The sequence below is a fragment of the Nonomuraea endophytica genome, assembly GCF_014203235.1.
GTDB lineage: Bacteria > Actinomycetota > Actinomycetes > Streptosporangiales > Streptosporangiaceae > Nonomuraea > Nonomuraea endophytica.
This window is the reverse complement of sequence record NZ_JACHIN010000023.1, coordinates 50,708-69,390: the sequence shown is the minus strand read 5'-3', so window position 1 is coordinate 69,390 and position 18,683 is coordinate 50,708. Positions and strand designations below refer to the sequence as shown.

Sequence of the window (18,683 nt, the reverse complement as noted above, 5' to 3'; positions counted from 1 at the left end):
GTGATGCTTCATGCAGCGGTGCGCCCCCGTGCTTTCCTGGCGCGGTGGGGTGTGGGTCGGTGGTGATCGGCGGCGTTGTGCGGCGGGTGGGGTGGGCCCTTGGGTGGGCTTGGGTGGTGGGGGTTCAGGGTTACTGGCAGCGTTTGGCCAGGTCGGCGCGTACCTGCTGGCCGGCTGCCACCGCGTCGCAATAGGCGCTGGCCGCGTGGGCGTCGGCGGGAGGGGCCGCCCAGGAGGTCAGGGTGATGACCGCGGTGGCCACGATGGTTCCCGTTACACGTCGCACGGCGGGTCTCCTTGGCTGATCGGACATATGTGCATATTTCTGCCCGAACGCTGCCAAAGGTAGTCATTTTGTGACGATGTGTGGTTGTTGGGGGAAGTATTTTGTGCGCCGGCCGGTGGTTACTCTCGGTTAGTTGATCCTTGGGGTCAGGGCCAGGTGTCGCGGGCGGCCAGTTCGATGGTGGCGACGCAGGCGACTGCCTCTGCGGCCAGCAGGGCTATGAGGACCACCAGCTGGACTACGCCGGCTGCCAGCGGAGTGGCGCCGCCCAGGAGCATGCCGACGAAGGCGCCTGGCAGGGTGACCAGGCCGACGGTTCGGGTTTGGTCCAGGGCCGGGACCAGGGATTGTGCTGCGGCGGGGCGGCAGATCTCCAGCCGGGCGCTTCTGGGGAGGAGGCCGATGGACAGGGCGGCTTCGACCTCGCCGTGGCGTTGGGCCAGTTCGTCCCGGGCGCGTTTGCCGGCCAGGGTGGTGGCGGTCATGCAGCCGCCCAGCAGGATTCCGGCGATCGGGATGACGACGAGACCGTCGGTGGAGATCACCTGGCAGGCCATCAGGAGGGCCAGGACGGGCACGGTGCCGGCGGCGATCGGGATGCCGGCCCACCACCAGCCGCCCTGGCCGCCGGTGATGCGGCGGCCGGCGGTGAAGGTGGCCACGCCGTACATGAGCAGGACGAACGCGGCTATCGCGACCGGCAGTGTCAGCACCCAGGTGATCACGACGGAGACCGCGCCGAGCTGGACGGCGGCTCGCACGCAGGCGGTCACCACGGCGGGACCGTGGCCCAGCCGCCCCAGCCAGGCGACCGTCGCGCCCACGGCGACCAGTATGGCGAGCGCGACGGGCAGCAGCGGGGTGATGTTGATCAGTGAGGAGCCCATGGATGACCCTTATCAGGTATCGGGCTCGCCGGATCCCTCTGCCTGTGCGGGTTCACTGGGTCTCTCTTGGGGAGGCCGTCCGGCTGGAGGGCACGGTACGCTGTGAACGGTACGGACTTTTGTTCACAGGAGGCGCTGCGCATGCCGCCGGCATTCAACCAGCGTGAGCGGGCACGGATCACCGAGCAGCTGCTGGAGACGGCGACGCGGCTGTTCGCGGCCCAGGGACTGCGCAAGACGTCCCTGCAGGAGCTCACCGAGCCCGCCGGTATCGCCAAGACGTCCCTGTACGCCTTCTTCGACTCCAAAGAGGACCTCTACCTGGAGGCCATGCTCCGGCAGAGCGAGCAGGTCAGGCGGCGGGTGATCGACGAGGGGCTGAGCCGGGGCGAGGACACCCGGGACTCGCTGCGCCGGTTCCTGCGGGCCACCGTGGCTGAGCTGGAGGCCAATCCGCTCTATCGGCGGCTCCTCGCGCATCCCGAGGAGATCGCGCTGCTGGCCACCAAGCTCACTCCTGAGCGGATGGCGCAGGTGGAGAGCGGGCCGCTGGCGGACCTGCTGGAGTTCGTGGAGCGGCGGCTGGCGGGGGATCCCCTGGTGGTGGTGGGGGTGCTGCGGGCTGTGCTGCTGGTGCCGCTGCATGCCGACGAGCTGGGCGCGGACCTGTATCCGGCGATCATGGACCGGCTGATCGACGCGGTCACGGACGGTCTTGTGGCGCGCTGACGGGCGTGGTGGTCGCAGGGCTCGTGTCGGCCTCGACGGTCGCAGGGCTGGTGCCGGAGGACATGCTTGGGCGGGTGGGTGCGGCGCTCACGCTGGTCAGCCGGGGGGCTCAACCAGCAAGGACGTCAGGACGTTCTCGGACGGGCGCGGTCAGGTCGCTGCCCAATAACAACCACTTCCCAGTAGGGATGTGTCAGGTGTTCTACGTGGTGGCTTCTACGTCGAGGTGCCAGGGGTGGGTGGGTTTGGGGCGGGGGCCCAGGGTGGTGGCGAAGCCGTATGCGTCGAGGAGTTTGGCGAGGTCCGCCGGGGTTGTGGGGTCTTCGCCGGAGCGGATCAGGGTGCGGGCGATCGCGCCACGGGTGGCCTTGGCCATGTGGCTGACGACCTTGCCGTCGCGGAAGACGCGCACCGCGACCGAGCGGTCTCCGGGTTTCCACGCCCCCGCGTACGTGCCGGAGCGCATGTCGACCACCAGGCCGGGCAGGCTGTCGAGCTGCTTGGTGATCAAGGGGCGCCAGAACGTGGCCAGGCCGCCCAGTACGGGCAGGGTCACGCCCATGGACAGCCGGTACGGCGGGACCCGGTCGGTGATCCGCAGCACGCCCCACAACCCGGAGAAGATGAGCAGCGACTCCTCGGCCCTGCGTAGTTCGGCGGGGGAGAGGGTGGCCAGGCCGAGGTTGTCGTACAGGACGCCGGTGTAGAGCTCGGCGGCCGGAAGAGCGGGGGCGCTCTCCAGTGCGAGGTTCTTCTCCAGTTCGGCCGCCAGACCGGGGGTGAGGCCGAGGACGTCGATGGCGTCGCGGCGTTTGGACGCCCTGGCGACGGCGGTTCGCACGCGTTTGCGGGCCTTGTCCAGCGCGGGGAAGGAGAGCTCGCCCAGCGGGGCGCCGGAACCCTCCGGCGCCTTGCCTTCTGACGGCGGCAGCAGAATCAGCACGTCAGACAGCTTAGGGCCGGTAGCATCCACAGCGATGAAAGCGTCACTCTCCCCGGTTTGGCTGCCTTGGGATGCGATTGTCCTGGCAGTGCGCTCCTTCCTGCCCCTGGCCTTCTTCTACACCGTGGGCCGGGTGGTCCACGATCTGATCCTCGTCGGCGCCGTCTACGCCGGTGACGTCGAGGCGCCGCGCAAGTATCTGGGTTTCGCGGTCATGAGCCTTGCCGTGCTGGCCACCCTGGCCTCGTACGTGGCCATGCTCCAGGTGCTGCGCAGAAACGCGATCCTGGCCGACGCCGCCGAAGGGCAGGGCGGGCGGCTGTCGACGTTGATCGCGCAGACCATGCTGCCGTTCCTGGCCTTCTACGGGGCCTGGGGGCTGTTCACCGACGACGTCCGGCAGTACAGCATCCTGTCCCAGGAGCTCTTCGGGGTGCAGGAGATCGAGAACCTCAGCTTCAACCCGCTGCTCACCACCACCATCATCGCCGTGGGCGCGTTCGCGGCCCGGGTCGCGGTCGGCAAGGCGTACGAGCGGTGGCCCAAGGGGCGGCTCGGGCTGGTGTCGATCGCGCTGGAGTCCATGTGGATGTTCTTCGCGGTGATCAGCGTCGAGCACTGGATCGGCGAGCGGGTCGAGTGGCTGACGTCCCGGTCCGCCTGGGTGGCCGCCGCCGACGCCATCGGCGCGGTGCTGGGGCCCGTGGGTGAGGCCGTCGCTGCGGTCGTGCCCGATCTGAAGGACGCGCTGGTCCTGCCGCTGGTCTGGGTGACGATCGCCGCCGTCGTGTACGGCCGCGCGATGGGCCAGGGCGAGGCCGTGATCCAGGGTACCCGGGTCGAGTCGGGCGCCGGCCGGCTGAAGCAGGCCGCTCCGGAGCCGGTGCGGAAGGTGGCCGAGTTCGTCTCGCGCGACCTGCGTGACAAGTACACGCCCATGCTGAACGGCCTGCGCATGGTGCTGCGCGCCGGCCCGGTCTTCTTCCTGGTGTTCTGCCTGTGCTACACGCTGCTGGGCGTGGGCCGCGACTGGGCGTTCATCGGCGTGGTCAACCTCATCGGGCCGCACGAGAGCAACTGGTGGACGGTGTGGCACGGGCCGATCAAGTTCGGGGTCACGGCAGTCTACGAGGTGCTGCGGATCAGCCTGCTGGCGGCGGCCCTGCAGATGGCGCTGCGGACGGCGTCAGCCGTACGAAACTCTCGTGATGGTCGCGAAGACGCACCTCAACCCGCAGAGAGCTGACCGCGTCGGCCGGAACGGCGAAGCTCGCCTGGAACTTCGCCTCCACGCCCGGTTTGGCCAGGATCGGCTTGTAGGTCTTCTCGTCGATCCGGGTGCACAGCGTGGACACCTTCGGGACGCCCTTCAGCCGTGTGGTCGGCGTCCAGGTGCGCGCGCGGGCGTCGCGGACGGACGGCTCGCAGCCCTTGGACATGGCTTTGCTGGCCGCCGCGTCGCGCGGGGTGACGCCGATGACCGCGGTGACGGCCGTGGTGCCGGGCGGGAGGTTGTCGCCCGTGGTCCGGCCGATGCCGATCAGCCGCCACGTCGAGCCCTCGAACGCCGCGCCTGTCCCGGCCGCGGCCTCGATCGGCTCGCCGCCGGAGCGCAGCCCGTACTCCTCCAGCTTGGGCACGACCTGCACGGCCACGAGCGCCGCCACGGCGGCGGCGAGACCCAGGCCGTACCAGAGGTGCTTGACGCCCTTGTCGCGCTTGGCGCGCCGCCCGCTCACGAGTCCTCCTGCGCGATCGTCACCGTCGGTACGGCGGCGCCGGACAGCCCCAGCGCCACCTCGACCCCGGGGCCCAGCGCGGCGTTGAGCCGGTGGATGGTGGTGTACCTGGCCTTGGTGATCCGCAGGATCGCGCCCTTGACGGCGTCCGGCGGCAGCTCGAAGGCGATCGAGCCGCGCCGCGGGATGCCCGCGTCCAGGTCGGCCGAGTCGAGGGTGGAGAAGCGGTCGGTGGCCGCGTAGCGGGTGCCGTTCAACGCCTGGAGCTCCACGGTGCCGAGCTGGACCCGCTCCTGGGTGGCGGTGGCGGTCAGGTGGACCACGACCCACACGCCCTTGGTGGCGCGCTTCTCCTTCTTGTCCAGGAAACCCGTCAGCACCAGCTCTCGGCCGGTCTCGGCGCGCTCCACGCGCACGGTGTACGGGGTGGTGCGGACGTCCTGGCCGATGGCGCCGGTCGAGGAGAGGGGCTGGTAGACGCGGTCGGCGTCGGGCCGCAGCCGCTGGGCGGCGCCGACGGCCACGAGCAGCAGCGCCGAGGCGACCAGCGCGATCAGCTTGTTCATGCCCGCTCCAGCGGGGTGTCGAGTATCCAGCGTGGATCGTCCTGCCTGTACCAGAGCGAGGTGCCCGAGTAGTAGCCCAGCAGCGACCAGCTCGGCTGGTAGTCCTCGTCGTGGACGGCGACGCTGAGCCGCCGGGGGTCCGGAGCGTCGGCGGCGACCTCCCAGGACAGGCGGACGGTCTCGGGCATGCCCGGGTTGAGCAGGCTGCCCCGGTTGTCGCCCGGACGCATGATCAGCTGGTCCTTGATGGACATGATCTGGTCGAGCGGCTTGCCGTCGAGCCTGATGGCGAAGCGGGCGGCCATGTCGGACAGGGAGGCGGGGAACCGGCTGACGTTGGTCACGTCCAGGTCGAGCACCACGTACCGGCCCTTGTCGGGCTCGCCGAAGGGGGACGGGTTGGGGTCGCTGGTGGTGTAGGCCGCCTTCTTGGGCACGAGCTGGAAGCGGTTGCCGGTCAGCTTCTGCCCGAGGGCGGTCCTGGGCGGCTCGTTCTTCCCCGCGTCCGCCAGCCCGCCGAGCGGCCACGCGACGGCCAGCGGGAGGAGGATCACGGCGGCGAGGCCGGCGAACCACATCCAGGCCCGGCCGCGCGGCGACGTTTCGGTGGAGGCTTCGGGGGAGGGGGAGGACACCTGGGGAATCGTAATAGATATCGTGCCGTTCATGGCTTTTGTCATGGATTTTCGCAGGTTGGTGCACGAAGCGTGGCCCGCGTTCGAGCAGCACGAGCGTGACGGCTGGGTCCTGCGATATGCCGGTGGCGTGACCGATCGGGCCAACTCGGTATATGCCCGGAATGTACCTGAGGACATGGACGCGGCACTGGAATACGCGGAAAGGTTCTACGCCGAGCGCGGCCTGACGCCCGTCTTCACCGTCGGCGATCCGGGCCTCGACCAGGTGCTGGAACGGCGCGGCTACCGGCGTACCCGGCCCGTCCAGGCCATGGTCGCCCGGCTGGACACGCTGCCCGAGCCGCCCGCGCACCCGGTGCGGATCGAGGACGAGCCCTGGGACGCCTGGATGGACGCCTGGTGGTCGGTGGACGGCCGCTACGCCGACCGGATCGGCGACGCGCGGCGCATCGTCACCGGAGTGCCCGCCTGGTACGCCGCCGTTGAGCAGGACGGCGTGCCACTCGCCGTGGGCCGCGGCGTGCCGCAGGGCGACACGCTCGGCATCTACTGCATGGCGACCCTGCCCGCCGCCCGCCGCCGGGGGCTGGGCCGCGGTGTGATCAGGGCGCTGGTACGGCGTGCCGCGGCGGCCGGGATGTCGTCGGCCTACCTGGTGGTCACCGAGGCGAACGACAACGCCAAGGAGCTCTACCGCGGCGAGGGCTTCGAGGTGGCCGGAGAGGGCTACCACTACCGGGTGGGCGAAGGTCTGGGGGCGGCGGGCCGTACACAAGGGACATAAAACAGCACGACGCGGCGCCCCTCGCCTGAAGGGGCGGCCGCGTCGTGCGTAGCGCTATATGTGGTTATCTCGGAGCGAGTGCTGAGTCAGCGCTCACTGTCGGGGGCAATCGTAGGGGTTTCGCTGAGTCGGGCCGATTCGTCCAGGATATCGGCGCCCTTATCGCGCAGTGCCGCCACGTGCTGTCGCCCATGGTGGGCGCAGAACAGCAGCTCCCCACCTACCGGCAGGGTCGCACGAATGTAGGCCTGGGCACCGCAACGGTCACAACGGTCGAGGGCCGTCAGCGGCTTAACGGGGGCGAGAGCTCCAGTCACGTATCGCCTTTCTGGTCACCCCCGCCGAAGCGAGGATCTGGCGCAGTCACTTGAGACAACATCTAACCGGACCTGGACGTTCCCAACCGGCGCGTCGCTACGCCGAGAGCGGAATGTGTCCCAAAGTAATGATGATCAGCCGGTTGGTAACGGCAAACGTGCCGGGATGGCAAGCTTGTACGCGCGTCAGCGGGAAGAACGGTAAGCTACGCACACGTGTTCGATGGCTAGACCAGAGGAGCGGGAGTGACGGTAGTGGAGGCGGGTTACACAGCTCGTCACCTGTCGGTGCTTGAGGGCCTCGAGGCCGTCCGCAAGCGCCCTGGTATGTACATCGGGTCCACCGACAGCCGCGGTCTCATGCACTGCCTCTGGGAAATCGTGGACAACGGCGTCGACGAGGCGCTGGGCGGTCACTGCACCCGTATCGAGGTCGAGCTGTTCGAGGACGGCTCCATCGAGGTGCGTGACGACGGCCGCGGCATCCCGGTGGACATCGAGCCCAAGAGCGGGCTCCCCGGCGTGGAGCTCGTCTACACCAAGCTCCACGCGGGCGGAAAGTTCGGCGGCGGCTCCTACGCGGCCTCCGGCGGACTCCACGGCGTGGGCGCCTCGGTGGTCAACGCGCTGTCCTCGCGCCTGGACGTCGAGGTCGACCGCGACGGGCAGATCCACCTGATCAGCTTCAGGCGCGGCGTGCCCGGCGTCTTCGACGGCGACGGCCCCACGGCCAAGTTCAAGAAGAAGTCCGGCCTGCGCGACGGCGGCAAGCTGCGCAAGAAGGTCACCGGCACCCGGGTGCGCTTCTGGGCCGACACCCAGATCTTCCTGGCCGAGGCCGAGGTCTCGATCGACGAGATCCACGTACGGCTGCGCCAGACCGCCTTCCTCGTGCCCGGACTCACGCTGGCCCTGATCCACGACGGCCAGACCGAGGAGTTCCGCTTCGACGGCGGGATCTCCGAGTTCACCGAGTTCCTGGCCCGCGACGAGGCCGTCTGCGAGGTGCAGCGGCTGCAGGGGCTGGGCCACTTCCACGAGACCGTGCCCGTCCTCGACGACCAGGGCCACATGACCCCCACCGAGGTCCAGCGCGAGCTGACCGTCGACGTGGCGGTGCGCTGGGGCAAGGGCTACGACTCGACCATCCGCTCGTTCGTCAACGTGATCGCCACCCCCAAGGGCGGCACCCACGTCACCGGCTTCGAGCGCGCGCTGGTCAAGACGCTCAACGAGCAGCTGCGCGAGACCCGGCTGCTCAAGAACGGCGACGACCCGGTCACCAAGGAGGACATCCTCGAAGGCCTGACCGCAGTCGTGACCGTCCGGGTGCCGGAGCCGCAGTTCGAGGGCCAGACCAAGGAGGTCCTCGGCACCTCGGCGGCCACCCGCATCGTCTCCCACGTGGTCTCGCGCGAGCTCAAGGCGGTCTTCACCAACCCGCCGCGCGGCATGAAGCAGCCGCTGCGCGCGATGCTGGAGAAGATCGTGGCCGCCGCGAAGGCCCGCATCGCCGCCCGCGAGCACCGCGACAACCAGCGCCGCAAGAGCGCCCTGGAGAACTCGGCGCTGCCCGCCAAGCTGGTCGACTGCCGCAGCGACGACGTCGACCGCAGCGAGCTGTTCATCGTCGAGGGCGACTCCGCCCTCGGCACCGCGAAGCTGGCCCGCGACTCGGAGTTCCAGGCGCTGCTGCCGATCCGCGGCAAGATCCTCAACGTGCAGAAGGCGTCCGTCGCCGACACGCTGAAGAACGCCGAGTGCGCCGCGATCATCCAGGTGGTGGGCGCCGGATCCGGCCGCTCGTTCGACCTGGAGGCCGCCCGCTACGGCCGCATCATCCTGATGGCCGACGCCGACGTCGACGGCGCCCACATCAGGACCCTCCTGCTGACCCTGTTCCACCGCTACATGTGGCCCATGGTCGAGGCCGGGCGGGTGTTCGCCGCGGTGCCGCCGCTGCACCGCATCGAGCTCACCAATCCGGGCCGGGGCCAGGACAAGTACATCTACTGCTACACCGACGCCGAGCTGCACAAGGTCCTGCGCGATCTCGAACGGCGCGGCAAGCGGTGGAAGGACCCGGTCCAGCGCTACAAGGGCCTGGGTGAGATGGACGCCGACCAGCTGGCCGAGACCACGATGGACCCGCGCCACCGGATCCTGCGCCGGGTGCGCATCGAGGACGCCGAGGCGGCGGAGGGCATCTTCAACCTGCTGATGGGCAGTGACGTGGCGCCCCGGCGCGAGTTCATCGTCAGCAGCGCGGCCGAGGTGGACCGCGACCACATCGACGCCTGACCACCACTGACAAGGCCGCCGCACGAACACGTGCGGCGGCCTCGGCATGGGCTCGTCCGGGCGAGCATGGGCCCATCTGGACGAGCGTGGGCCCGTCCGGCGGGCGTGGGCCCGTCCGGGCGGGCGTGGGCCCGTCCGGACGGTGGCCCCAGATCTAGGACTGCGAGCGGAGTCAGAACCGCGCGGAGTCAGAACTGCGAGCGGTCAGAACCGCGTCGCGGAGTCAGAACTGGGCCCGGAGCCGGGCCTCGGCCTCCTCGGTGGTGCCCAAAGCGTCCAGGCCGTTCAGAGCCGCGCCCACGATGGGCGGGGTGTCGGTCACGACGGGCTTGGCCGCCGGGGTGTGGGTGACGAAGCGGGCGTCCAGCAGGTCCATCAGCAGCGGGTGCCTGGCCCGCAGCACGCCGCCGCCCAGCACCACCTCGGTAGGCGTCTCCAGCAGGTCCAGGCGGGTCAGGCAGACCCTGGCCATGCCGACGATCTCGTCGGCCATGCGGGTGACCAGGCTGACCGCGATCTCGTCACCGGCTGCGGCCACCTCGAACAGGCCGGCGGTCAGCTCCAGCAGGCGCAGCGGGTCGAGGCGGCCGAAGTACACGTCGAACGCCACCTGCTCGACGCTGGGGGCGCCGAAGTGGGAGGTGACCAGGTCGACCAGCGCGGTGGGACCGCCGCGGCCGTCCTCGGCGCGGGCGGCGTGCCACATGACCTCGTTGGTGAGCCCGACGCCGCCGCCCCAGTCGCCGACGAGCGGCCCGATCGCGGGGAAGCGGGCCACCTGGCCGGTGGGGGAGACGCCGACGGCGTTGATGCCGGCGCCGCAGACCACGGCCACGCCGGACGGGCCTGACGCCCCGGCGCGCAGCAGGGCGAAGGTGTCGTTGCCGACCACGATGTCGCGGGCGAAGCCCCTGGCGCCGAACTCGGCGGCCAGGGCTTCCTCTTCCGCGGGCAGGTCGGCGCCGGCCAGGTAGGCGGCCATCCGGTCGGCGTAGGGCGGGGTGGCTCCGGGGCCGAGCGCCTGCCGTACCGCCTCTTCGAGGACGTCGGCGGCGGCGGGGACGCCGGCGCTCTGCGGGACGAACGGCCCGCCCCGCCCGCGCGCCAGCACGGTGCCGTCGGAGGAGAGCACGAGCACGTCGGTCTTGCTGTTGCCCCCGTCGACGGCGAGCAGTGTGCTCACGGCTTCACCCACGGCAGGTGCGCGGCGTTGGCCTCGAGCAGCAGGTCGGTGAGCTCGCCCGCGATGGCTTCCTGGCCGATCAGCGGGTGGGCGAGCAGCGCGTTGCGCACGCGGTCGGCGCCGCCGTGGATCGCGGCGTCGAGGGCGAGGCTCTCGTAGGCGGAGACGTTGGCGATCAGGCCGGAGTAAAGGGGGTCGAGCGGGTCGATGGGCAGCGGTGCGGCGCCGGCCGCGGTGATCGTGGCGGGCACCTCGATGACCGCCTCGTCCGGCAGGAACGGCAGCGTGCCCGCGTTGCGCGTGTTGACCACCTGGACGTCGCCGCGGTCGCCGAGCAGGGAGGCGATGAGCGCGACGGCGGCCTCGGAGTAGAAGGCGCCGCCGCGCTTGCCCAGGAGTTCGGGCTTGGTGTCGACGGCCGGGTCGGCGTACATCTCCAGGAGCTGTGCCTCCATCGCGGCCACCTCGTCGGCGCGGGAGGGCTTGGTGCGCTGTTCGGCGACGACGATGTCGTGGGCGTAGAAGTAGCGCAGGTAGTAGGAGGGCACGACGCCCAGGCGGGCGAACAGCTCCACCGGCAGCCCGATGCTGTCGGCGATCTCCTCGCCGTGCTCGGCCAGCAGGCGGGGCAGGACGTCCTCGCCGTCGAGGTAGACGGCGCGCTCCCAGGTGAGGTGGTTCAGGCCGACGTGGCCGAGGCTGACGCGGCCGGGCTCGACGCCGAGGTGGCTGGCGAAGGTGCGCTGGAAGCCGATGGCGACGTTGCACAGGCCGATCGCGCGGTGCCCGGCGTCGAGCAGGGCGCGGGTGACGATGCCGACCGGGTTGGTGAAGTCGACGATCCAGGCGTCCGGGGCGTGCTCGCGCACCCGTTCGGCCAGGTCGAGCACGACGGGGACGGTGCGCAGCGCCTTGGCGAGGCCGCCGGCGCCGGTCGTCTCCTGGCCCACGCAGCCGCACTGCAGCGGCAGCGTCTCGTCCACGTTGCGGGCGGCCTGGCCGCCTACGCGCAACTGGAAGAGCACGGCCTGGGCCCCGGCCACGCCCTCCTCGACCGAGGACGTGGCGACGACTTTCGCCGGATGCCCCGATCGTGCGAGCATGCGGCGGGAGACGCCCGCGACCAGTTCCAGGCGCTCGGCGTGCGGATCGATCAGCGCGATCTCGGTGATCGGCAGATCATCGCGCAGGCGGGCGAACCCGTCGATCAGTTCCGGCGTGTATGTCGAGCCGCCCCCGACAACGGCGAGTTTCACCCTGACTCCCAGCTTATTAGGAAAGTTTCCTAACTCATTCTAGGGTCAAGGGCGCTGTTGGGGAAGGGGGCTCCTAGGCGCCGTCCTGATGTTCGGGGAAGGCGTTGACCGTGACCCGGTGCATCCGGCGGCGTTCGGTGTAGTCGGCCACCGCGTAGTGCTGGGTGGGCCGGTTGTCCCAGAACGCCATCGTGCCCGGCCGCCAGCGCAGGCGTACCTGGTATTCGGGCGAGCGGATGTGGTCGATGAGCAGCGGCAGCAGCGCCTCGTTCTCGCGGTCGGTCAGCCCGGCCAGGCGGGTGGTCGAGGCCCGGTTGACGAACAGCGCCTTGCGCCCGGTCTCGGCGTGGGTGCGCACGACGGGCCGCTCGATCGGCGGCCACTTGGCCTGGATCTCCTCAAGGTCGAAGGGGTGTCCCTTGGAGATCGCCTTCTTCATCGACATCGTGATGTCGTGCACGGCCGTCAGCTCGTCACACAGCCGCTGCAGGGACGGCGACAGCGTCTCGTAGGCCAGGTAGGTGTTGGCCCAGCAGGTGTCGCCGCCGACGCTCGGCAGCTGGACGCAGCGCAGCAGCGAGCCCATGGGCGGCGTGGGCTCGAAGGTGTTGTCGCTGTGCCACTCGTCGCCGCCCTCGCCCTTGGGATCGGTCTGGTCCAGCACGTGGATCGGGCTGCTGGAGTCCTTCTTGAACGCCGGATGGTTGAGCGTGCCGAAGTTCAGCGCGAACTGCAGGTGCTGGTCGTCGTCGATGTGCTGGTCGCGGAAGAACAGCACGAGGTGGCGCAGCCAGCCCTCGCGGAGCGTGGCCACCTCTTCCGGCGCCAGCGGCTTGCGCAGGTCGACCCCGGTCACCTCGGCGCCGATGTGCTTGGTCACAGGGTGAAACTCAATCATGGCCTGAACGTACGTCCCAAGCAATTGCTTGGTCAAGATACTCGTCTGGCCATTGAGTCGCGGACACCCCCGATCCTCCGTCAAAATGTTCGACATGGCCCGACGCACCACGACCCCGCCTCCGGAGGACTTCGAGGAGAGGATCGTCGACATCGACGTCTCCTCCGAGATGCGCACCAGCTTCCTCGAGTACGCCTACTCGGTCATCTACCAACGCGCGCTCCCAGACGCGCGCGACGGTCTGAAGCCGGTGCAGCGCCGCATCCTCTACTCCATGAGCGAGATGGGGCTGCGCCCCGACCGCGGGCACGTCAAGTCCTCGCGCGTCGTCGGCGACGTCATGGGCAAGCTCCACCCCCACGGCGACTCCGCGATCTACGACGCGCTCGTGCGCCTGGCGCAGCCGTTCTCGATGCGGCTGCCGCTCGTCGACGGCCACGGCAACTTCGGCTCGCCCGACGACATGCCGGCCGCCATGCGTTACACCGAGGCGAGGCTGGCTCCCGCCGCCATGCTCATGGTGGAGTCGCTCGACGAGGACACCGTCGACTTCAAGCCCAACTACGACGGCCAGGAGACCGAGCCCACGGTCATGCCGGCCGCCTTCCCCAACCTGCTCGTCAACGGCACCACCGGCATCGCCGTCGGCATGGCCACCAACATGGCCCCGCACAACCTGGTCGAGGTCGTCGCCGCGGCCCGCCACCTGATCAAGAAGCCGGACGCCTCGCTCGACGAGCTGATGAGGTACGTGCCCGGCCCCGACCTGCCCACCGGCGGCTCGATCATCGGCCTGCAGGGCATCCGCGACGCCTACGAGAGCGGCCGCGGCACCTTCCGCATGCGCGCCAAGTGCACCGTCGAGCAGATCACCCCGCGCCGCAAGGGCATCGTCGTCACCGAACTGCCCTACGCGGTCGGCCCCGAGCGCGTGGTCACCAAGATCAAGGACCTGGTGACCAGCAAGAAGCTCCAGGGCATCGCCGACCTGAAGGACCTCACCGACCGGCACAAGGGCCTGCGCCTGGTCATCGAGATCAAGAACGGCTTCGTGCCCGAGGCCGTGCTGGAGGAGCTCTACCGGCTGACGCCGATGGAGGAGACCTTCGGCATCAACAACGTGGCGCTGGTCGACGGCGAGCCCCGCACGCTGGGCCTGCGCGAGCTGCTCCAGGTCTACGTCGACCACCGCATCACGGTCGTGCGCCGCCGCTCCGAATACCGCCGCCGCAAGCGCCAGGAGCGCCTGCACCTGGTCGACGGCCTCATTATCGCGCTGCTCAACATCGACGAGGTCATCCAGGTCATCCGCTCCTCCGACGACTCCGCCCAGGCCCGCCAGCGCCTGATGGACGTCTTCGAGCTGACCGAGATCCAGGCCTCCTACATCCTCGACACGCCGCTGCGCCGCCTGACCCGCTTCGACAAGCTGGAGCTCGACAGCGAGAAGGAGCGGCTGAGCGCGGAGATCGCCGAGCTCAGCGAGATCCTCGGCTCCGAGGCGCGGCTGCGTCAGGTGGTCTCCAGTGAGCTGGCCGAGGTGGCCAAGAAGTACGGCACGCCGCGCCGTACGGTGCTGCTGGAGTCGGCCGGAGTGGCCCGCACGCCGGTGGCGTCGCTGATGATCGCCGACGACCCGTGCCTGGTGCTGCTGTCGTCCACCGGGCTGCTGGCCCGCACCCCGGACGCCACGGCGCTGTCCGGCGAAGGTGAACGCAGCGCCCACGACGTGCTGGTCTCGGCGGTGCGGAGCACGGCGCTCGGCAGCGTCGGCGTCGTCACCTCCGAGGGCCGCATGGTCCGGGTGGCGGTGGCCGACCTGCCCACGCTGCCGCCCTCGGCCAATCCGCCGTCGCTGTCCGGCGGGCATCCGGTGGCCGAGTTCATCACGCTCGGCTCCGGCGAGAGCGTCGTCGGCCTGGGCTCGCTCGACCCCGACAGCCCCGGACTCGCGCTGGGCACCGCGCAGGGCGTGGTCAAGCGGGTCGTGCCCGAATATCCGGGCAACCGCGACGACTTCGAGGTCATCACGCTCAAGGACGGCGACCAGGTGATCGGGGCCGTCGAGCTCGACTCCGAGGACGCCGACCTGGTCTTCGTCACCTCCGACGCGCAGATGCTCCGCTTCTCCGCCTCCTCCGTACGCCCCCAGGGCCGGCCGGCGGGCGGCATGGCGGGCATCAGGCTCGACGGCGACGCCAGGGTCATCTTCTTCGGCGCGGTCGACCCGTCCCGACCGGCCCAGGTGGTCACGGTCGCGGGATCGGCCACCGCGCTGCCCGGCACCCAGGTGGGCGGCGGCAAGGTCTCCGACTACGCCGAGTTCCCGGCCAAGGGCCGCGCCACCGGCGGCGTGCGCGCCCAGCGTTTCCTGAAGGGCGAGGACGTCCTGCTGCTCGCCTGGGTCGGCCCGGCCCCGGCCAAGGCGGTCTCGGCGACGGGCAAGCCCATCCCGCTGCCCGAGGAGATCAGCCGCCGCGACGGCTCCGGCCTGCGCCTGACCCACACGATCGGCGCGGTGGGCGGCTCCCTGGCCGCCGACCTCCCGCCCGCCACGGAGCCCGCCGCCCAGGCGGGAGGAGAAGAGCTGTTCTGATCAGAGCGGCTTCGCCCTCAGCCGAGGGCGAAGCCCGCTCAGAAAACGCAGAGAGCGCTCTCTAGCCGGGCTAGGCGATTCGGGTCACTATGGGGTCTCACCGAGATCCTGGAGGGCGTCGTGACCCCGCACCGCCGCAGAACGCGCTTTCTCGCACTCCTGGCCCTGTTGGGCGCCACGCTCTTAGCCACTCCCGCGCAGGCGGCCGCCGAGCCGTTCGACGTCACCGACTTCGAGTCCGACACCGTCCCCGCCGGCGTCTACCCGTGGGGCAACGACGCGGCCTCCACGCCCCGGCTGACCATCGCCGCCGCGCCCGAGCGGCCCGGCGCCGAGACCACCAACCGGGCCCTGAACGCCGAGTACACCGTCAGCCAATGGGGCGGCTGGTCGCACGACCTGGCCGCCACCCAGGACTGGGCGCCCTACTCGGGCTTCTCCTTCTGGGTCAAGGGGACCGCCTCGGGCCAGCGGGTGTTCTTCGAGCTCAAGGACGGCGGCGCCGGCGCGGGCAGCGCCGAGCTGTTCGAGTCGTCCTTCACCGACGACACGGCGGGCTGGCGGCAGATCCAGGTCCCGTTCGCCGACTTCGTGCGGCGCGGCGACTACCAGCCCGGCGGCGCCCCCACCGACGGCGAGCTCGACCTGATCGCGATGTGGGGCTACTCGATCCGCTTCCCCTCCGCCGCGGGCACCCTCGTCTTCGACGACGTCCAGGTGTACGGCACCGCGCCCCCCAGACCGGTCAGGCTGAGCACCGACGCCCCGGTCTACCCCGTGAACGAGAAGGGCGGCGCCGAGGTCAGGGTCACCGTGACCACCTCCGACGGCAAGCCGCTGCCCGCCGACGCCAACGTGACGTACAAGACCGGCACGGGCACCGCCACCCCCGGCGAGGACTACACCCCGGTGGAGGGCGTGCTCGCCTTCCCCGCCGGCACCGCCTCCGGCACGGCCAAGGCGTTCACCGTCAGGACGCTGGGCGACCGGCAGGCCGAGGTCGCCGAGACGATCCCGGTCGTGCTGTCGGGCGAGGGCGTCCGGCCGCCCGCCGACGAGCCCGCGATCGTGGTCAACGCGCACGGCCTGCCGTACCTCGACAAGCGCAGGAGCGTGAAGGAGCGGGTGCGTGACCTGCTCGGGCGCATGACGCCGGCCGAGAAGGTCGGGCAGATGACGCAGGCCGAGCGCGGCGCGCTGAGCAAGCAGGACGACATCGCGGAATACCTGCTCGGGTCGCTGCTGTCGGGCGGCGGCTCGACGCCGTCGGTGAACACGCCCAAGGGCTGGGCCGACATGATCGACGCGTTCCAGTTGCGCGCTCAGCAGACCCGGCTGCAGGTTCCGCTCATCTACGGCGTGGACGCGGTCCACGGGCACAACAACGTGATCGGCGCGACGATCTTCCCGCACAACGTCGGCATGGGCGCCACGCGCGACCCGGCGCTGGTGGAGAAGTCTGGTGAGATCACCGCCAAGGAGGTCAAGGCGACCGGCATCCCCTGGGACTTCGCGCCGTGCCTGTGCGTCTCGCGCGACGAGAGGTGGGGACGCGCCTACGAGTCGTTCGGCGAGGACCCGGCGCTGGTGGGACGGATGGCCGCGATCGTGGACGGCCTTCAGGACCACGGCGTGCTGGCCACCGCCAAGCACTTCGTGGCCGACGGCGGCACCACCTACGGCACGTCGACGACCGGCGACTACACCATCGACCAGGGCGTCTTCACCGGGACCCGGCAGGAGCTGGAGGCCATCCACCTGGCGCCGTTCGTCGAGGCGATCAAACGGGGCGTGGGCAGCGTCATGCCGTCCTTCTCCAGCGTCGGCCCGACCAAGATGCACGCCCACCGCGAACTGATCACCGACGTGCTCAAGGGCCGTCTCGGCTTCAAGGGCTTCGTGATCAGCGACTGGGCGGGGATCGACCAGATCCCCGGCGACTACCCGTCCGACGTGCGCACCTCGATCAACGCCGGACTCGACATGATCATGGTGCCGTACGCCTACCAGCAGTTCGTGGCCGCGCTCACCGCCGAGGTGACCGCGGGCCGCGTCACGCTCGCGCGCGTGGACGACGCGGTGAGCCGCATCCTGACGCAGAAGTTCCGGCTGGGACTGTTCGAGCGGCCCTTCGCCGACCGCTCGGGCCTCGCCGCCGTGGGCTCGCCCGGCCATCGAGCGGTCGCCCGTACGGCTGCCGCCAAGTCGCAGGTCCTGCTGAAGAACGACGGCGCCGTGCTGCCGCTGCCCAGAACCGCCAAGGTGTACGTGGCCGGGTCCAACGCCAACGACGTCGGCAACCAGTCCGGCGGCTGGACGATCAGCTGGCAGGGCGCCTCGGGACCGATCACGCCGGGCACGACCATCCTGGACGGCATCCGCGGCCGGGCCGCCGCCGTCACCTACTCGGCCGACGCCTCGGCCCCGACCGCCGGCCATGACGTGGGCGTCGTGGTCGTGGGCGAGACGCCGTACGCCGAGGGCGTCGGCGACGTCGGACGCCAGGGTCGCACGCTGGAGCTGTCGGCGGCTGACAAGGCGGCGGTCGCGTCGGTCTGCGGCGCGATGCGCTGCGTCGTCGTGGTGGTGTCGGGACGGCCGCTGCTGCTCGGCGACCTGTCGGGCGTCGAAGCCGTCGTGGCCGCCTGGCTGCCCGGGACCGAGGGGGCCGGGGTGTCGGATCCGCTGTTCGGCGCGGTGCCGTACACGGGACGGCTGCCCTTCACCTGGCCCGCCTCGATGGAGCAGGTGCCGATCAACGTGGGCGACGCGGTGTACCGTCCGATGTTCCCCTACGGGTTCGGGCTGCGCACCGATCGGGCGCGTACGCGGCTGGCCGCCGTGCGTGAGCAGTTGAGCAGGGGCGACGGGCTGTCCAGGGCGGCCGCGGCCGTGCTGGGCGCGGTGCTGCCCGAGCGCCACTGGAACGCCGACGGGTCGGTGCGCGACAGCCGTACCGTGCTGCGGGCGCTGGGTGTGGCCGCCGCGCTGCTGGAGAGGTCGCGCACCGACACCTTCGCGCACGGCGACGCGCTCGTCTCGGTGGCCAGGGACCTGGCGCAGGCGGCAGGGCACGACCCGGCGGCGCAGGCGCTGGCCGACCAGGCCCTCGCGACGGGCGACCTGACCGGCGCCGTGAAGCTGCTCGGCGGCTAGTCCGAGGTCTCGCCCACGCACAGGCAGAACGGGTGACCGGCCGGGTCGAGGTAGACACGGAAAGTGTCGTCCTCGCTCGGCTGGTGCTCGTGCTTGCGCGCCCCGATCTTCAGGACCTGCTCCTCGGCGAGGTCCATGTCGTCGACGGTGACGTCGATGTGGAACTGCTGGGGCCGGGCCGGGTCGGGCCAGTCCGGCGGCTGGTGGTCGTCGGCGAGCTGGAAGGCCAGCCGGGCGGGCGGGCCGCCGTCGGTGACCACCACCCAGGTCTCGTCCTCCTCGCTGACGATGCGCCAGCCGAGCAGCTCCGAATAGAAGCGGGCCAGCTCGATGGGCGAGGGGCAGTCGAGCACGGTGGTGCGGAATCTGGCGATGCCTGTCATGCCCAGACTTCTACCTCATCC

Annotated in this window: 17 protein-coding genes; 6 read left to right on the top strand and 11 right to left on the bottom strand. The window is 70.6% G+C overall.

Annotated elements, in window-relative coordinates; genetic code table 11:
- Positions 1-130 precede the first annotated feature (130 nt).
- Both HNR40_RS49160 and HNR40_RS49155 read right to left on the bottom strand, forming a co-directional pair.
- Positions 131-286 (bottom strand): hypothetical protein, encoded by a 156-nt coding sequence (locus HNR40_RS49160; protein WP_184974428.1) that lies wholly within the window; start codon positions 284-286, stop codon positions 131-133.
- A 146-nt stretch (positions 287-432) separates the two neighbouring features.
- On the bottom strand, positions 433-1,173 hold the full coding sequence (locus tag HNR40_RS49155; protein WP_184974426.1) for an ABC transporter permease: 741 nt from the start codon (positions 1,171-1,173) through the stop codon (positions 433-435).
- A gap of 141 nt (positions 1,174-1,314) precedes the next feature.
- On the opposite strand from HNR40_RS49155, the gene HNR40_RS49150 reads away from it, so the two are divergent.
- The gene (locus tag HNR40_RS49150) at positions 1,315-1,902 is read left to right on the top strand and encodes a TetR/AcrR family transcriptional regulator (protein ID WP_184974424.1); all 588 of its coding nucleotides are present in this window, start codon (positions 1,315-1,317) and stop codon (positions 1,900-1,902) included.
- A 202-nt stretch (positions 1,903-2,104) separates the two neighbouring features.
- Here the strand turns inward: HNR40_RS49150 and HNR40_RS49145 are convergent, their stop codons facing one another.
- Positions 2,105-2,845, bottom strand: coding sequence for a YaaA family protein (locus tag HNR40_RS49145; protein ID WP_312896827.1), 741 nt, complete (start codon positions 2,843-2,845; stop codon positions 2,105-2,107).
- An 88-nt stretch (positions 2,846-2,933) separates the two neighbouring features.
- Between HNR40_RS49145 and HNR40_RS49140 the strand changes: the two genes are divergently transcribed.
- Entirely contained in the window at positions 2,934-4,091 is a 1,158-nt protein-coding gene (locus tag HNR40_RS49140) for a hypothetical protein (protein ID WP_184974422.1), read from the top strand.
- Here HNR40_RS49140 and HNR40_RS49135 read toward each other — a convergent pair.
- From HNR40_RS49135 to HNR40_RS49125, 3 genes are read right to left on the bottom strand one after another with little or no spacing between them, the layout of a single operon-like run.
- The gene (locus HNR40_RS49135; RefSeq protein ID WP_184974420.1) at positions 3,988-4,584 is read right to left on the bottom strand and encodes a hypothetical protein; all 597 of its coding nucleotides are present in this window, start codon (positions 4,582-4,584) and stop codon (positions 3,988-3,990) included. The two genes, HNR40_RS49140 and HNR40_RS49135, sit on opposite strands and share 104 nt — an antisense overlap.
- Positions 4,581-5,150 carry a DUF4352 domain-containing protein gene (locus HNR40_RS49130; RefSeq protein WP_184974419.1) on the bottom strand — a complete coding sequence of 190 codons (570 nt, stop codon included), beginning with the start codon at positions 5,148-5,150 and terminating at the stop codon, positions 4,581-4,583. The genes HNR40_RS49135 and HNR40_RS49130 overlap by 4 nt, the downstream gene beginning before the upstream one ends.
- Positions 5,147-5,785, bottom strand: a complete 639-nt coding sequence (locus HNR40_RS49125; RefSeq protein WP_184974417.1) for a hypothetical protein — start codon at positions 5,783-5,785, stop codon at positions 5,147-5,149. Before HNR40_RS49125 ends, HNR40_RS49130 begins: the two co-directional genes overlap by 4 nt.
- A 31-nt stretch (positions 5,786-5,816) precedes the next feature.
- On the opposite strand from HNR40_RS49125, the gene HNR40_RS49120 reads away from it, so the two are divergent.
- Entirely contained in the window at positions 5,817-6,572 is a 756-nt protein-coding gene (locus tag HNR40_RS49120; RefSeq protein WP_184974415.1) for a GNAT family N-acetyltransferase, read from the top strand.
- 86 nt (positions 6,573-6,658) lie between these two features.
- On the opposite strand, the gene HNR40_RS55795 is transcribed toward HNR40_RS49120, so the two are convergent.
- Positions 6,659-6,889, bottom strand: coding sequence for a DUF7455 domain-containing protein (locus HNR40_RS55795; protein ID WP_312896826.1), 231 nt, complete (start codon positions 6,887-6,889; stop codon positions 6,659-6,661).
- 246 nt (positions 6,890-7,135) lie between these two features.
- Between HNR40_RS55795 and HNR40_RS49115 the strand changes: the two genes are divergently transcribed.
- Complete coding sequence (locus HNR40_RS49115) at positions 7,136-9,190, top strand: DNA gyrase/topoisomerase IV subunit B (protein WP_184974413.1); 2,055 nt, start codon at positions 7,136-7,138, stop codon at positions 9,188-9,190.
- A 223-nt stretch (positions 9,191-9,413) separates the two neighbouring features.
- Here HNR40_RS49115 and HNR40_RS49110 read toward each other — a convergent pair whose 3' ends face one another.
- The 3 genes from HNR40_RS49110 to HNR40_RS49100 form a co-directional block, all read right to left on the bottom strand.
- Positions 9,414-10,373 carry an N-acetylglucosamine kinase gene (locus HNR40_RS49110; protein ID WP_184974411.1) on the bottom strand — a complete coding sequence of 320 codons (960 nt, stop codon included), beginning with the start codon at positions 10,371-10,373 and terminating at the stop codon, positions 9,414-9,416.
- Positions 10,370-11,629: a 6-phospho-beta-glucosidase gene (locus HNR40_RS49105; RefSeq protein WP_184974409.1), complete on the bottom strand. Its 1,260-nt coding sequence runs from the start codon at positions 11,627-11,629 to the stop codon at positions 10,370-10,372. Before HNR40_RS49105 ends, HNR40_RS49110 begins: the two co-directional genes overlap by 4 nt.
- Positions 11,630-11,702: 73 nt before the next feature.
- Positions 11,703-12,527, bottom strand: coding sequence for a TauD/TfdA dioxygenase family protein (locus HNR40_RS49100; protein ID WP_184974407.1), 825 nt, complete (start codon positions 12,525-12,527; stop codon positions 11,703-11,705).
- An 85-nt stretch (positions 12,528-12,612) separates the two neighbouring features.
- Between HNR40_RS49100 and HNR40_RS49095 the strand changes: the two genes are divergently transcribed.
- Positions 12,613-15,123: a DNA gyrase/topoisomerase IV subunit A gene (locus HNR40_RS49095; protein ID WP_221341759.1), complete on the top strand. Its 2,511-nt coding sequence runs from the start codon at positions 12,613-12,615 to the stop codon at positions 15,121-15,123.
- 120 nt (positions 15,124-15,243) lie between these two features.
- On the top strand, positions 15,244-18,279 hold the full coding sequence (locus HNR40_RS49090; protein ID WP_312896825.1) for a glycoside hydrolase family 3 N-terminal domain-containing protein: 3,036 nt from the start codon (positions 15,244-15,246) through the stop codon (positions 18,277-18,279).
- Here HNR40_RS49090 and HNR40_RS49085 read toward each other — a convergent pair.
- The gene (locus tag HNR40_RS49085) at positions 18,276-18,662 is read right to left on the bottom strand and encodes a VOC family protein (protein ID WP_184974403.1); all 387 of its coding nucleotides are present in this window, start codon (positions 18,660-18,662) and stop codon (positions 18,276-18,278) included. The genes HNR40_RS49090 and HNR40_RS49085 overlap by 4 nt on opposite strands.
- Positions 18,663-18,683 lie beyond the last annotated feature (21 nt).